Raw genomic sequence first — 12,239 nt, 5'->3', positions numbered from 1 at the left:
CATGCGCGTATCATCCGCCTCCGCTGCGGGATCCGCCCACAAGCCCAACGAAGACTTTCTTGCCGTCAGTCCGCGCGTCGCGCTCGTCCTGGACGGACTCACCTCGCCACCAGAACTGGGATCCGGCTGCATCCATGGCACTCCATGGTTCGTCGGTCAGCTGGGCACTCAACTGCTGCGTGAGGCGACGTGCCGACCGGAGGTTCCGCTGATCGACTGCGTGGCCGAGGCCATCACCCGTGTCGCCGACCTGCACCGCGACACCTGCGACTTAACGCACCTCGGTACGCCGTCGTGTTCCATAGCGATGGTGCGTGAGGGAACACACACTGTTGACCACCTGTCCATTTTCGACTCTGTGATCCTTCTCGACGGGCCCGGTGGCCTGAAGGTCCTCTCCGACCTGCGTGTGAACGGCTACGCCCAGCAGGAGCACAAGGAGACCACCCAGCATCAAATCGGGACCAGCGAACACCAGCAGGCTGTCAGCCGGCTCGTCGCGGCACAGCGCCCCTACCGGAACGTTCCGACCGGCTACTGGGTGGCGGCTGCAAACCCAGCGGCGGCACACAACGCCGTAACGGGATCGGTGCCGCGATCGGAGGTCACCCGCGCGGCCATCCTCAGCGACGGGGCGTCCTGTCTCGTCGAGGACTACGAGCTCACCGACTGGGCGGGGCTGCTGGATCTACTGGAGACCCAAGGACCTGACGAAGTCATCTCACGCGTCAGGCAGGCGGAGGCGACCGATCCGAGCGGCGAGCGCTGGCCCCGCTACAAGGCCAGCGACGACTCGACTGCTGTCTTCTGCCTGCTCGACGGCCGTGGAACCCGCCGTCCCGTGGTGAGAAGGAGGGGAGCGTGATCGAGAATGACGCTGGCCAGGCGCGACAACCATGGCATGACACCGCAGGCCCGGCCGCAGTCGTGTGGGACATGGACGGCACGCTGATCGACTCCTCGTCGGTGGTGCCCGACGCCTTCATTGCGGCGGTAAGGGCAATGGGAGGACCTGTCCATAGTCGCGCGGAAGTCGTCGCCTTGTACTCCCTCGGGCCGCCACGCGCCATGCTGAGCCAAATGCTCGGACGCCCGTGTGGTGAGGAAGAGGTGGCCCTCTACCACGAGATCCTCTCCGAGCGCGCCGCACAAGTGGCCCCCTGCGCGGGCGTGCGCACGGCGATTGACCGGCTCCGGCGCACCGTGCCCATGGCAGTCTTCACAGGTGCCAGCCGACGGGCCGCTGACATACTTCTGGGCGCAGTCGGCTTGCGGGAATGTTTCTCCGTGGTCGTCGGAGGTGACGAGATCGAGCGGCCCAAACCCCATCCTGAGGGAATCATCAAAGCCTGCTCTCTTCTCTCAGTCCCGACGCGCCGGTGTGTGTATGTGGGTGACGCGCCCACGGACCTCGAGGCGGCCCGTCGAGCGGGCGCTGTGCCTGCAGCAGCAGGCTGGGGACATCTATACAACCCGTCGGTACAGGCGGATCTCGTACTGCAAAGTCCGCAGGACCTCACCGGACGCCTGCTCGGCCCATGAACGTCGGCTCCGAGCGCGACGGACGCGCCGAGATCGATCAAAAAGCCGTCCGCGCCCGGCGATCAGGTCCGCCGCCGACCTGGGGGCAGCACGCGCGCGAGGATCCATCGCGAGTAGCCGGCCACCATCACCAGCACCGGCGGTGCCCGTCTACTCGAAGCCGAGTGGGATCTCGACGGGCGGGAACCACAGGTCACATTGGCCCGTCCCGCCCGGCTCATAGACGGTTCGCGAGGCCGGATCCACCGGCCTATAGACCGGCCGCAGCTCCCGCACCCGGTCCTTGAGCACCGTCATGCCACGGGTCCAGCCTATCCACTCGGCGATCACCGCTGCGGGCATCTCCGGCCGCTGCTCGAGCAGTTCGTGGGGTCTGCGGTTCAACCGCATCAACGATCGAGCCTTTTGTGCCCGAGGTTACTTCGGCGGCGCGTCGCCCGCGATCGCCCTCGCACCCCCGGTCAGCTTCTCCCAGCCGGATCGGTGAGAACCCGCGCCCTGACGGCCGCATGAGGCTGAGGCTGGTGATGCGCACTCTAGAGGGGACTGCCCACGGTTGAGCGGGACGCCGACCACAAATCCGTCCCATTCAACCCTGGGCACCGCAGGTCAGAGCTTCGCCCTGCTCACAGTTGTCTGGGACAGGACACTGGGCGAGCCGACTCTCACTCGGCTCCAGGCGGCGCTTCGATGCTTGAGCGTGTTCAAGCGCCAGGGAGGGTGTGGGTTGAGTACGTGGCAAGTAGTGCGGGTGCCGGATCCCGATCGGTGGGGGCCTCTGCCAGATGAAGGGGTCCTGGGGGTACGGGACCTGCCTGAGGCAGTGGCCAGGATCGGCCTGAGGCCAGGTGATCCTGTGTACGTGCGACCGGACGGCATGGTCGACACCGGGCTGCTGGATTTCGTGCGGTCCAAGGTATTCAGCAGCCTGGAGCGGGAATCGAAGCGGAATTACGCGACAGACATTCGCATACTTCTGGAGTTCTCGTCGTCTCGCGGGGTGTCGTGGCGGGAGGCAACCGAGCAGGATTTGACGGACTTCCGTGACTGGCGGTGCCGGGCCCCGGAGAACCCGCGGCGGATCAGCGGGACGAAGTGGAACCGTGAGGCGGCGGCGTTCACGAAGCTGTTCAAGTGGAGGAAGGTCCATCCGCTGCCGGTGGACGTGTCCTGGCGAGAAGACCGCGCCGCGGATTCGGTCAGTTCGCGGGTGTCCTGGTTGACGCCACGGACCTGGGGCCTGTGGTCCGATGTCGGGCTGCGCGGTCACACCCGGGCAGGAACGTCGGCGCCGGGGTGGCAGTCGCGCACAGAGATCCGCAACACGAGCTTCGTGCAGCTGCTGCTGAGTTCGGGCCTGCGCCGGCAGGAGGGCGGTTCGCTACTGACCTTCGAAATCCCAACCCAGCAGCTGAGACACGGCCGTTACCTGCATGGCCGGATCGCGGGCGCGGTGAGGAGATCGAAGAACACCCGCACGTACTACGCGTCGGTGGACGCCGTCGGCCAGGTCGAGGTGTATGTCCAGTCCGAGCGAGCCTGGGCCGTGCAGCGGGCGCAGGAGAGGGGCGCGTACGAAAGCTTGTCGAGGATGCGGCTGATCACAGGGGTCACCCGTGGGCTGAGGCCGAAGGTCGAGTGGGTTGACGCTAACGGCGTCGCCGGAGGGCAGGACCTGAGCCGAATGGGGTGGCGGGAGAGGCAGTGGCTGTTCGTGGAGGGGCCGCGTGGACCGGAACCGGCCTGGTTGTGGCTGACCGAGCAGGGCCTACCGATGGCCCCGGACCGATGGAACGCCGTGTTCAGGAACGCGAACCTGCGCTGCGAGGAAGTCCTGCTCTCTGAAGAAGAGCGGAAGATCGAGCGTGGGTTCCGGCTGGCGGTGGTGCGAGGCAGGAGTCCGTACGCAACGCCGCACGCCGCGCGTCATTCCTATGCGCTGTACATGCTGATCGTGTTGAACCAACTGATGGAGTCGCGCTTCGGTCTGACCCGGGCGGAGCGGCGGGACTTCGCCCTGCTGTTCGGCGATCCGTGGTGGCTGGTCAAGACGCTCCTCGGGCATGCGGATGTGGAGGTGACCAAGCGGCACTATCTCGCCCCGGTTGCGCATCTGCAGCTGGAATCGATCCTGGCCATGGCCGCGACATCGGACAGTGGTGACCAGCCGGTCACGGATGTGGATGGGGTTCGCGCGGCTGGCGCGGGAGTCGCAGGGCATCCAGGACATCGACAGTCTCCTTGGGGTGCGCCGATGACCGGCCGCGGCCGGCGGGCCGCGCTGCCGCCGGCCGATCATCACAGTTCAGGGTCTTCGCTCCGGCTGCTGCCCTGATCCCGAACCCGGTGCCGACGGTGTCCTCGGACGCCATCTGATCCGCAGCCACCACTTCAAGGGTGTCACTGACGACAACGGTCACCACGTCTCCGCAGGTGAAGTACGTGAAGCCCCCTGGGTCGCTATCACTCCGGTCGTCCACGCGATCCGCGTCCTGGAACGGATGGTCCCCGATGGAGAGCTTCTCTTCAGCGCTAGCTATCACGACTTCGTCCGCCGCATCGCCTACCACGGGGCGCTGAAGAACACCGCCCTGAACGAACGGGTTGAGGACTTCGTGGCGTGGGTGAACCGCGAGGCCGAGGCTCAGGGTCTGCCCCACCACATCCCCAAGGATCCGCACGGCTCGATCGGACTGGCCCGGTTCCGACGCACTCTGGCCTGGCACATCGCACGCCGGCCCGGCGGGCTGATCGCGCTGGCCATCCAGTACGGGCACCTGCGCACGGTCCTGGACGCCCGCACCTCCAGCGGCTACGCAAGCCGCAGCCGACGGGGCATCCACGGCATCCTCGACGTCGAGACTGCGCTGGCCGCCGCCGACACCGCCGCCCGGCTGCGCGACAGCGTCGCCGCTGGCGAAAACCTCTCCGGTCCCGCCGCCCGCAGAGCCCTCACCGCGGCGGCACAGGTTCCTCGCTTCACGGGCCGCATCGTCTCCAACACGTTCGTGAGGAAAGCGGCTGCCTTCCTCGCCCGGGACGGCGTCGTGCTCTTCGACAACCCCGACGCGTTCCTGATCTGCGCGTTCAAGCGAGAAAACGCGCTCTGCGATCCCGATCCAGACGCGAACGCTCCCAGGCAGTACGACTGCCGGCCCGGCTGCGGCAACGCCGTCCGCACCGACACCCACGCCCGTCTGCTGCGCGAGCGAGCCGACGACATCTACCAACTGGCCGCCCACGCCCCGGAACCCGTCGGCAAGCGCATGCGGGCCAACGAGGACGCTTACGGGCCAGCAACTTGCCTGCGACAACCGGGCCGCTGCCGTCGGGCTTGCTGAGGTACTGCTTGCTGCCGGCCAGGCGTTCCCACAACTCCCACGCGGGTCCGCCCTCCTCCATGAACGCATCGCTTCCAGGATTCTCCAAACGTGCGTCACGAGGGATGAGCGACAGCAGGCGCATCCAGTGCCCGTCGGGGTCGGTCAGCAAGTTCATCGCCCCGTGCGGCTCGAGGGAGACACTGAGCGTGGTGATGGCCACCAGGTCGTTGCTGTCGAAGCGGTCCGCGACGTGCTCGGCGTCCCCGCCCCCGCCCAGGCGCTCGAAGTGCGCGCCGGAATAGAACAGGTCACCGCTTGAGCGTCGTCGGGTGAAGTACTCGACCAGCAGGCTCACGGCCGTGTCGTCGTCAGCGACGCGCCAGAGATCTACAGCGCCGATCCTGATGGACCTTGGTCAACGGCGAACTGCCGTCGGTGTTCCTGCGCGAGCGCCATCCCACGTGGCGCTCGCGCCAGGCGCCCAAAGCGCTCTGCCAGACGATCGGGAGTTGGGCGCGGCTGGCCGTGTGGCTCACCGACCAGGGCATCACCACGCTGGGCGACTGCACCACGCAAGTGCTGGGTGCGTACGGCCGCCACGTCCGCGACAGCCCGCATCACGGTGCACAGCGGGCTGTCGTCGCTGACCCGGCTGTGGGTCTTCGACCAGCTCAGCGGCCGGCCCAGCGGGATTGGCTGCCCGCCCTGGGAGATCGAAGGGGTGGGCGACTACCTGCCACCGGCCACTCCGGGCGGCGAGAACGCCACCGAGGCGATCGCCGAGCAGACCATGGGCCCCCTGCTCCTGTGGGCGATCCGCACGGTCGAGGAGTTCAGCGACGACATCCTGGCCGCCTGGGTCGAAAGGAGCCGTCTGCGCGAGGCGGCCGCCGCCAACGTCGCCACGCCCGCCTCGCGGGCCGCGCTCAGGGCCTTCATGGCCCGGATCGACGCTGAGGAGCTACCCATCCCGAGCACGGATTGGTTGGGCAGAACCACGCCTGCGGGCGTCTACATCGCCGCGCTCACCGGCGCCTCGCTCAACCAGGTCTACAACGCCTCACGCGATCACGGCTGGCGGCAGGCCGCGCTTGCCCGGCCCGGCCCCTGCCCGCTCAGCGTCCCGATCTCCGGACTGCTCGACGGCACCGCGTGGCGAGAGGCCATCGACTACACCGAAGCAGCCTTCCTGAGGCGCCAGTTGGGCACGGCGTGCTTCATCGTCATCGCCTACCTGACCGGGATGCGCCCCGGCGAGGCGGCCGGACTGCGCAGCGGCTGCTGCCCCGACCCGGAGCCGGAGCCGGAGCCGGGCAGCGCAGAGCCACAGAGGCGGCACCTGATCACGAGCACCGTGTACAAGACCGCCCGCGACGCGGACGGCAACCATCGCTCCGAGGGCGAAATCCGTGATGTTCCCTGGGTGGCCATCGCACCGGTCGTGAACGCCATCCGTGTCCTGGAACGCATGGTTCCCGATGGCCAGTTGCTGTTCGACCACCACGCCCACGACCTGCGCGGCACTCGAGCCGGCACCGGCTCCCTCACCGTCCACACGCTGGGCATCCGGGTGGAGGACTTCGTCACCTGAGCCAACGACGAGGCAGCAACCCATGGGCTGGCTCCTGAAGTCATCCCGTCGGATCCGCACGGGAAGATCGGTACCGAACGGTTCCGCAGAAGCCTGGCCTGGCACATCGCCCGCCGACCCGGCGGGCTGGTCGCTCTCGCGATTCAGTACGGCCATCTGCGGACTTCGGTATCCGCCGGCTACGCCGCGCGCAGCCGGGACGGCATCCACGACCTCCTCGACGTCGAGACCGCCCGGGCGACCATGGCCACCGTCGCCGACCTGAATGCCGATCTCGAGGACGGCATCGGGATCTCCGGGCCCGCTGCCCGCAGAGCGATCAAGGCCGCCGCCACCGCTGCGCAGTACACCGGCAACATCGTCACGGCCCGGCAGGCCCGCCAGATCCGCGCCAACCCTCAACTGGCCGTCTACGACAATCCCAACACCTTGCTGATGTGTGTCTACAAGCCCGACAAGGCTCTGTGCCACCGCGGCACCACAGACACCCCCAGTCTCGACCGGTGCGTCCCCACCTGCGCGAACATCGCCCGCACCGACCGGCACGCCGCCGGTCTGCGCCGCCGCGCCACCGTTCTTGATCAGCGGGCGGCCCAGGTCCCCGGCCCGCTGGGCGAGCGGCTGATCAGCAACGCCTGGCGTCTGCGCGACCTTGCCGACGCCCACCACCGCACCCGCATCACAGTCCAGGGCGGCATCGCATGAGCCCAGCATCCGACGAACGCGACCGCATCCGCGCGGCCATGGACCGCATTCTGCTGGGCACCGCACAAAACTCCAACGGTGCTCTGACGATCGTTGCCCTGGCCGAGGAAGCCGGAGTTCCCCGCAACGCGCTGACCCAGCGCCACCTGGATCTCAAGAACGATTCCTATGCGCAGGTCAGGGCACGAGGGCACATGCCGGACTCCGAAGTCCGCCTGCGCAGACAGATCGTCAAGCTGAAAGAACTCCGCCGGGAAGATGCCAGGGAGTTGAAACAGCTACAGACCGATGTCGAACATCTCGTCCGCGCCGTCAACCAACTGACCGCGCACAACCGCCAACTACGCAATGCCCTGTCGCAACCCGGTCCCCCCGTCAGGGCACTCCCGACCCAGCCACACCCGAACCGGACCCCGTGACCACCTCAGAGACCGTCACCCCCACCTAAACGGACCCGCAGGATCGGGCACTCCTCCGGCCGTCGTCCAAGCCAGCGCAAAGATCCTCATACCCGTCCCCCCAGGTCCACACACACCACACCGCGGGCAGCGCAGAATCCGCCTGCCTACGGCTCCTCGTCGCCGTTCTTTCAGGTAGCTGTACGGCTGGCGCCGGGGGCACGCGTCGGCGTGGGGCAGGTGATCCGTCCCCGGAGGGCCGACGATGTGACGCCGTCATCCACACCCTGTCGGGCGCCTGGCCGTTGTTCAGCTGGGGCCGGTGTTTCCGGTGACCACGTCGACGGCGTGACGGCGATGGGCGGCGAAGAGTTCGAGGGCACTGTCGGTGTCCCGGACGCGCAGGGCTGTGACGAGCTCACGGTGTTCTCGCGGGATGCGGCCGAGGTAGCCCTCGGTGTCGCGGCCGATCCGGGTCAGCAGGAAGAGGTGGACCTGGCACCGTATCCCCTCCCAGGCGTCGACGAGGCGCTGGTGGCGGGCGGAGGCGAAGACGGCGTCGTGGAAGGCGATGTCGAGGCGGACCATCTCGTGCTCGTCGTCGGCTCGCTCCATCAAAGCGGCGACCTTGTCGAGGGAGGCGAGGTCCTCGTCGGAGGCGAGTTCGATCACACGCCGCACGGCCAGATCCTCCAGCGCACCGCGGAGGCTGGTGAGCTCGGCGACGTCCTCCGGCGACAGCGTCGTCACCGTGGTGCCCCGGTGCCACGCACAGTGGACCAGGCCCTCACGTTCCAGTACCCGCAGCGCCTCGCGCACCGGTCCGCGGCTGACCTGAAGTACGCCGGACAACTCCACCTCGCGCAGCTGCGCCCCGGGTGCGTAGGTCCCGGTGAAGATGGCCTCCCGGATCCGGTCCGCAACCTCGTCGGCCAAGCCCCGGCGTCGCGCCGGGGGCACTTTGCCCTGCTCACTCATCATTTTCCCTTCTCGATGTCCTAATGTTAACATTTCAATTCGTTGTCGCAATGTCAACATTAGGACAAGTGTCACGGCCATGCCTGGGCCGCGGCACAGGAAGGGCAAGGCAATGACCGTTCTCGACTCCCCGATCCCGCGGTTCCACCTGGCCGTGCCGGTCGACGACCTGGCCGCCGCGCGCCGCTTCTACGGGGAGGTGCTGAGCCTTGAGGAGGGTCGCAGCGCGGACACCTGGGTGGACTGGAACCTGCACGGCCACCAGTTCGTCACCCACCTCGCGCCCGAGCGTGCGCAACGCATACACAACCCGGTCGACGGCCACGACGTCCCCGTGCCGCACTTCGGCCTGATCCTGACGATCGAGAGGTTCCACGAGCTCGCCGAGCGGCTGGGCGCGGCTGACACGGAGTTCGTCATCGAGCCCTATGTGCGCTTCGCGGGCCAGAAGGGCGAGCAGTGGACCATGTTCCTCCTCGACCCGGCAGGCAACGCCCTGGAGTTCAAGGCGTTCGCCGACGACTCCCAGGTCTTCGCCGTCTGACACCGGCGTTGTGCCCCTCGTACGGCCTCCGCACGTTGCAAGAGATGAGGAGAAGATCATGAAGGTATTCCAGATCGGCGCCGCCGGAGGTGTCGGCCGCCGGCTCGCGGAACTGCTCACCGCCCGGGGCGATGAGGTGAGCGGCATGCACCGCTCCCCGGAGCAGGCCGACACGGTCCGGGCCTCCGGCGCCACCCCGGTCACCGGTGACCTGATCGAGGACTCCGCGGAGGAACTCGCGGCCAAGTTCGCCGGGCATGACGCGGTGGTGTTCTCGGCCGGTGCCCACGGCACCGGCATGGACAAGACGACGCTGATCGACGGCCGCGGCCTGGAGAAGGCCGCCGACGCCGCGGTGCGTGCCGGCGTCCGACGGTTCGTGCTGGTCTCGGTGTTCCCCGACGCCCTGCGCGATCAGGCACCCGCCGAGGGCTTCGAGCACTACATGAAGGTCAAGAAGACCGCCGACGTGTATCTCACCAGCACCGGGCTCGACTGGCTGATCGTCCGGCCCGGCACGCTGCTGGACGAGCCGGGCACCGGACGGGTCACCGCCGGATGGGCCGTCGAGTACGGCGACGTGCCCCGTGACGACGTCGCCGCGTTCATCGACGCCGCCCTGCACGAACCGGCCCTGAGCCGCGTCATCGTCGAACTCACCTCCGGTGACGCCCCCGTCGCCGACGCCGTCGCCCAGCTGGCGACCTCAGCGACACCCCGACACACCGCCTGAGCCCCCGGCGCGCACCCACTGATCCCCACGACAAGAGGAGAAACACCATGACCACGATCGATTCCTACAGCCACAACGTCTCCGGCGAGGACGAGTTCGGCTTCGCCCAGGCCATCAAGGTCGGCGAGACGATCTACGTCTCCGGGCAGCTGTCGCACGACGAGAAGGGCAACTTCCTCCACCCGGACGACTTCGACGCCCAGCTGAAGCAGTCCTACGCCAACTTCGAGAAGGTTCTGGCCCACTTCGGCGTCACCCGAAACCAGGTCGTATCGGAGACCCAGTACATCGTGGACCTGCCCCGGTACAACAACGCGATGGCGGCCGCCAACCTGGCCTACTTCGGCGACCACCGCCCGACCAGCAGCACGGTCGGTGTCGCCTCGCTGTTCTTCCCCGGCCAGCTCATCGAGATCAGCTTCGTCATCGACACCCGCCTGCCCGCCTGACCACAGGCACGGCGAGGAGGAAGACAGATGCGAGTCGTCATCGCCGGCGGGCACGGAAAGATCGCCCTGATCCTGGAAAAGCTCCTGTCGGAGCGTGGCCACTGCGTGGCAGGTTTCATCCGCAACCCCGCCCAGGCCGTCGACCTCGCGGAGGCCGGGGCCGAGGCCCTGGTCGTGGACCTGGAGAAGACCACGGCCAAGGACGTGGCGAAGCACCTGAGGGGTGCGGACGCCGTGGTGTTCGCGGCGGGAGCCGGACCGGGTAGCGGAGCGGCCCGCAAGGAGAGCGTCGACTGCGACGCGGCGGTCCTCCTCGCGCACGCCGCAGAGGCTGCCGGCGTCGGACGCTACCTGCTCGTCTCCGCCATGGGCGATCACCTACGAGCCGACCCGTCGACCTTCGATGAGGAGTTCGGCATCTACATGCGGGCCAAGGCCGCCGCTGAGGATGCGATCCGTGCCCGGACCGCGCTGCGGACCACGATCATCCGCCCCGGGCTCCTCAGCAACGAGCCGGGCACCGGCCGGGTGGACCTCGCCGAGAGGACCGGCACCGGCCCCATCCCCCGTGCAGACGTCGCCGCGGTCCTGCTCGCGCTGCTCGACGAACCCCGTCTCGACGGCCGGACCGTCGAGGTCATCGGGGGCGGCACCCCGGTCGCGGACGCCGTCGCGGCGCTCGCCTCCCACTGACACCACCCCGGTCTCCCGGGCGGGACTGCCGTCGACGGCGGCGGCCCGCCCGGACGACCACGCACCAAGCACCAAGCACCAAGCACCAAGCAGAGAGGACAGCACTCATGAGTGCCCTGTTCACCCCCCTGAAGCTGCGATCGCTGGAGATACCCAACCGGGTCTGGATGTCCCCGATGTGCATGTACTCCGCCGCCCCCGACGGATCGGAGACCGGCGCGCCGACGGACTTCCACCTCACCCACCTGGCCAGCCGCGCCGCCGGCGGCGCCGGCCTGGTGATGGCCGAGGCCACCGGCGTGCGCCCGGACGGCCGCATCAGCCCCTGGGACCTGGGGCTGTGGAACGACCGCCAGCAGGAAGCATTCGCCCGCATCACCGCGGCGATCCGCTCCCACGGCGCAGTCCCGGCCATCCAGCTCGCCCACGCCGGCCGCAAGGCGTCCGTCGACAAGCCCTGGCTCAGCGACCGGTCCCTGACCGAGTCCGAGGGCGGCTGGCAGCCCGTGTCCCCCAGCGCGGAGCCGTACCCGGGCCTGTCCGTCCCGCACGAGCTCACCGGGGAGGAGATCCAGCAGCTGGTGCGCGACTTCGCCGACTCGGCCCGGCGTGCCCTTGCCGCAGGTTTCCAGGTGGTCGAGGTGCACGGAGCCCACGGCTACCTGATCAACTCCTTCCTGTCCCCGGTCTCCAATCACCGCACCGACGCCTACGGCGGCAGCTTCGAGAACCGCCTGCGCTTCCCCCTGCAGGTCGTCGACGCCGTCCGCGAGGTGTGGCCCGAGGAGCTGCCGGTCTTCTTCCGCACCTCGGCCACCGACTGGCTGACCGAGAACCCCGAGGACCCCCGGGAGGGCTGGACCGGGGAGGACACCGTCCGCCTCGCCGAGGAACTCCGGGCACACGGGGTGGACCTGCTGGATGTGTCCACCGGTGGCATGGTCCCCGACGCGAAGATCCCCGCCGGGTTCAACTACCAGGTGTCCTTCGCCGCCCAGGCCCGCAACGAATCGGGCATCCCCACCGCCGCGGTGGGTCTCATCATCGAACCCGAGCAGGCCGAAGAGGTCGTTGCCTCAGGCGAGGCGGACGCGGTGATGCTGGGCCGCCAACTGCTGCGCAAGCCCTACTGGGCCCACCACGCCGCCACCGAACTCGGTGACGAGGCGCGCTGGCCGGAGCAGTACGGCTACGCCGTCGTCCGCCGCGCCAAGAACAAGAAGAGCTGACCCCGGCGGGCACCGCCTGCCCGCCCCACTCACCACCCGGCCCGCAGGGCCCAG

General features: G+C 68.5%; 13 protein-coding genes and 1 pseudogene. 11 read left to right on the top strand and 3 right to left on the bottom strand.

Annotation, left to right across the window (positions count from 1 at the left end; translation table 11 throughout):
* The first annotated feature begins 1 nt into the window (after nt 1).
* Both HDA41_RS33010 and HDA41_RS33005 read left to right on the top strand, forming a co-directional pair.
* Nucleotides 2–865, top strand: coding sequence for a hypothetical protein (locus tag HDA41_RS33010; RefSeq protein WP_184990491.1), 864 nt, complete (start codon nt 2–4; stop codon nt 863–865).
* Nucleotides 862–1,542: an HAD family hydrolase gene (locus HDA41_RS33005; protein ID WP_221511660.1), complete on the top strand. Its 681-nt coding sequence runs from the start codon at nt 862–864 to the stop codon at nt 1,540–1,542. Before HDA41_RS33010 ends, HDA41_RS33005 begins: the two co-directional genes overlap by 4 nt.
* Before the next feature lie 15 nt (nt 1,543–1,557).
* Here the strand turns inward: HDA41_RS33005 and HDA41_RS33000 are convergent.
* Nucleotides 1,558–1,948, bottom strand: a pseudogene (locus tag HDA41_RS33000) (IS21 family transposase); the annotation flags it as partial.
* Nucleotides 1,949–2,404: 456 nt separating this feature from the next.
* Between HDA41_RS33000 and HDA41_RS32995 the strand changes: the two are divergent.
* Nucleotides 2,405–3,877 (top strand): integrase, encoded by a 1,473-nt coding sequence (locus HDA41_RS32995; protein ID WP_230299855.1) that lies wholly within the window; start codon nt 2,405–2,407, stop codon nt 3,875–3,877.
* Between the two features lie 752 nt (nt 3,878–4,629).
* Here HDA41_RS32995 and HDA41_RS42415 read toward each other — a convergent pair.
* Nucleotides 4,630–5,220, bottom strand: coding sequence for a DUF6308 family protein (locus tag HDA41_RS42415; protein WP_311772170.1), 591 nt, complete (start codon nt 5,218–5,220; stop codon nt 4,630–4,632).
* Between the two features lie 228 nt (nt 5,221–5,448).
* Here HDA41_RS42415 and HDA41_RS32985 point away from each other — a divergent pair, with 228 nt between their 5' ends.
* From HDA41_RS32985 to HDA41_RS32975, 3 genes are all read left to right on the top strand, one after another.
* Complete coding sequence (locus HDA41_RS32985; protein ID WP_184990488.1) at nt 5,449–6,456, top strand: hypothetical protein; 1,008 nt, start codon at nt 5,449–5,451, stop codon at nt 6,454–6,456.
* Between the two features lie 243 nt (nt 6,457–6,699).
* Nucleotides 6,700–7,161: a hypothetical protein gene (locus HDA41_RS32980; RefSeq protein WP_184990486.1), complete on the top strand. Its 462-nt coding sequence runs from the start codon at nt 6,700–6,702 to the stop codon at nt 7,159–7,161.
* On the top strand, nt 7,158–7,580 hold the full coding sequence (locus HDA41_RS32975) for a hypothetical protein (protein WP_184990484.1): 423 nt from the start codon (nt 7,158–7,160) through the stop codon (nt 7,578–7,580). The genes HDA41_RS32980 and HDA41_RS32975 overlap by 4 nt, the downstream gene beginning before the upstream one ends.
* A gap of 288 nt (nt 7,581–7,868) precedes the next feature.
* On the opposite strand, the gene HDA41_RS32970 is transcribed toward HDA41_RS32975, so the two are convergent.
* Nucleotides 7,869–8,519 carry a GntR family transcriptional regulator gene (locus HDA41_RS32970; RefSeq protein WP_230299856.1) on the bottom strand — a complete coding sequence of 217 codons (651 nt, stop codon included), beginning with the start codon at nt 8,517–8,519 and terminating at the stop codon, nt 7,869–7,871.
* 130 nt (nt 8,520–8,649) lie between these two features.
* Between HDA41_RS32970 and HDA41_RS32965 the strand changes: the two genes are divergently transcribed.
* The 5 genes from HDA41_RS32965 (at nt 8,650) to HDA41_RS32945 (ending at nt 12,185) form a co-directional block, all read left to right on the top strand.
* Nucleotides 8,650–9,081, top strand: coding sequence for a VOC family protein (locus HDA41_RS32965; protein WP_184990482.1), 432 nt, complete (start codon nt 8,650–8,652; stop codon nt 9,079–9,081).
* Between the two features lie 58 nt (nt 9,082–9,139).
* Entirely contained in the window at nt 9,140–9,814 is a 675-nt protein-coding gene (locus tag HDA41_RS32960) for an SDR family oxidoreductase (protein ID WP_184990480.1), read from the top strand.
* Between the two features lie 47 nt (nt 9,815–9,861).
* Nucleotides 9,862–10,263, top strand: coding sequence for a RidA family protein (locus tag HDA41_RS32955; protein ID WP_184990478.1), 402 nt, complete (start codon nt 9,862–9,864; stop codon nt 10,261–10,263).
* A gap of 27 nt (nt 10,264–10,290) precedes the next feature.
* On the top strand, nt 10,291–10,956 hold the full coding sequence (locus tag HDA41_RS32950) for an SDR family oxidoreductase (RefSeq protein ID WP_184990476.1): 666 nt from the start codon (nt 10,291–10,293) through the stop codon (nt 10,954–10,956).
* Nucleotides 10,957–11,063: 107 nt separating this feature from the next.
* A complete protein-coding gene (locus tag HDA41_RS32945) occupies nt 11,064–12,185 on the top strand; it encodes an NADH:flavin oxidoreductase/NADH oxidase (protein WP_184990474.1) in 1,122 nt (373 codons plus the stop codon).
* Nucleotides 12,186–12,239: the final 54 nt, after the last annotated feature.

This window comes from Streptomyces caelestis (assembly GCF_014205255.1).
Lineage (GTDB): Bacteria > Actinomycetota > Actinomycetes > Streptomycetales > Streptomycetaceae > Streptomyces > Streptomyces caelestis.
This window is presented reverse-complemented; position numbering and strand designations above follow the sequence as displayed.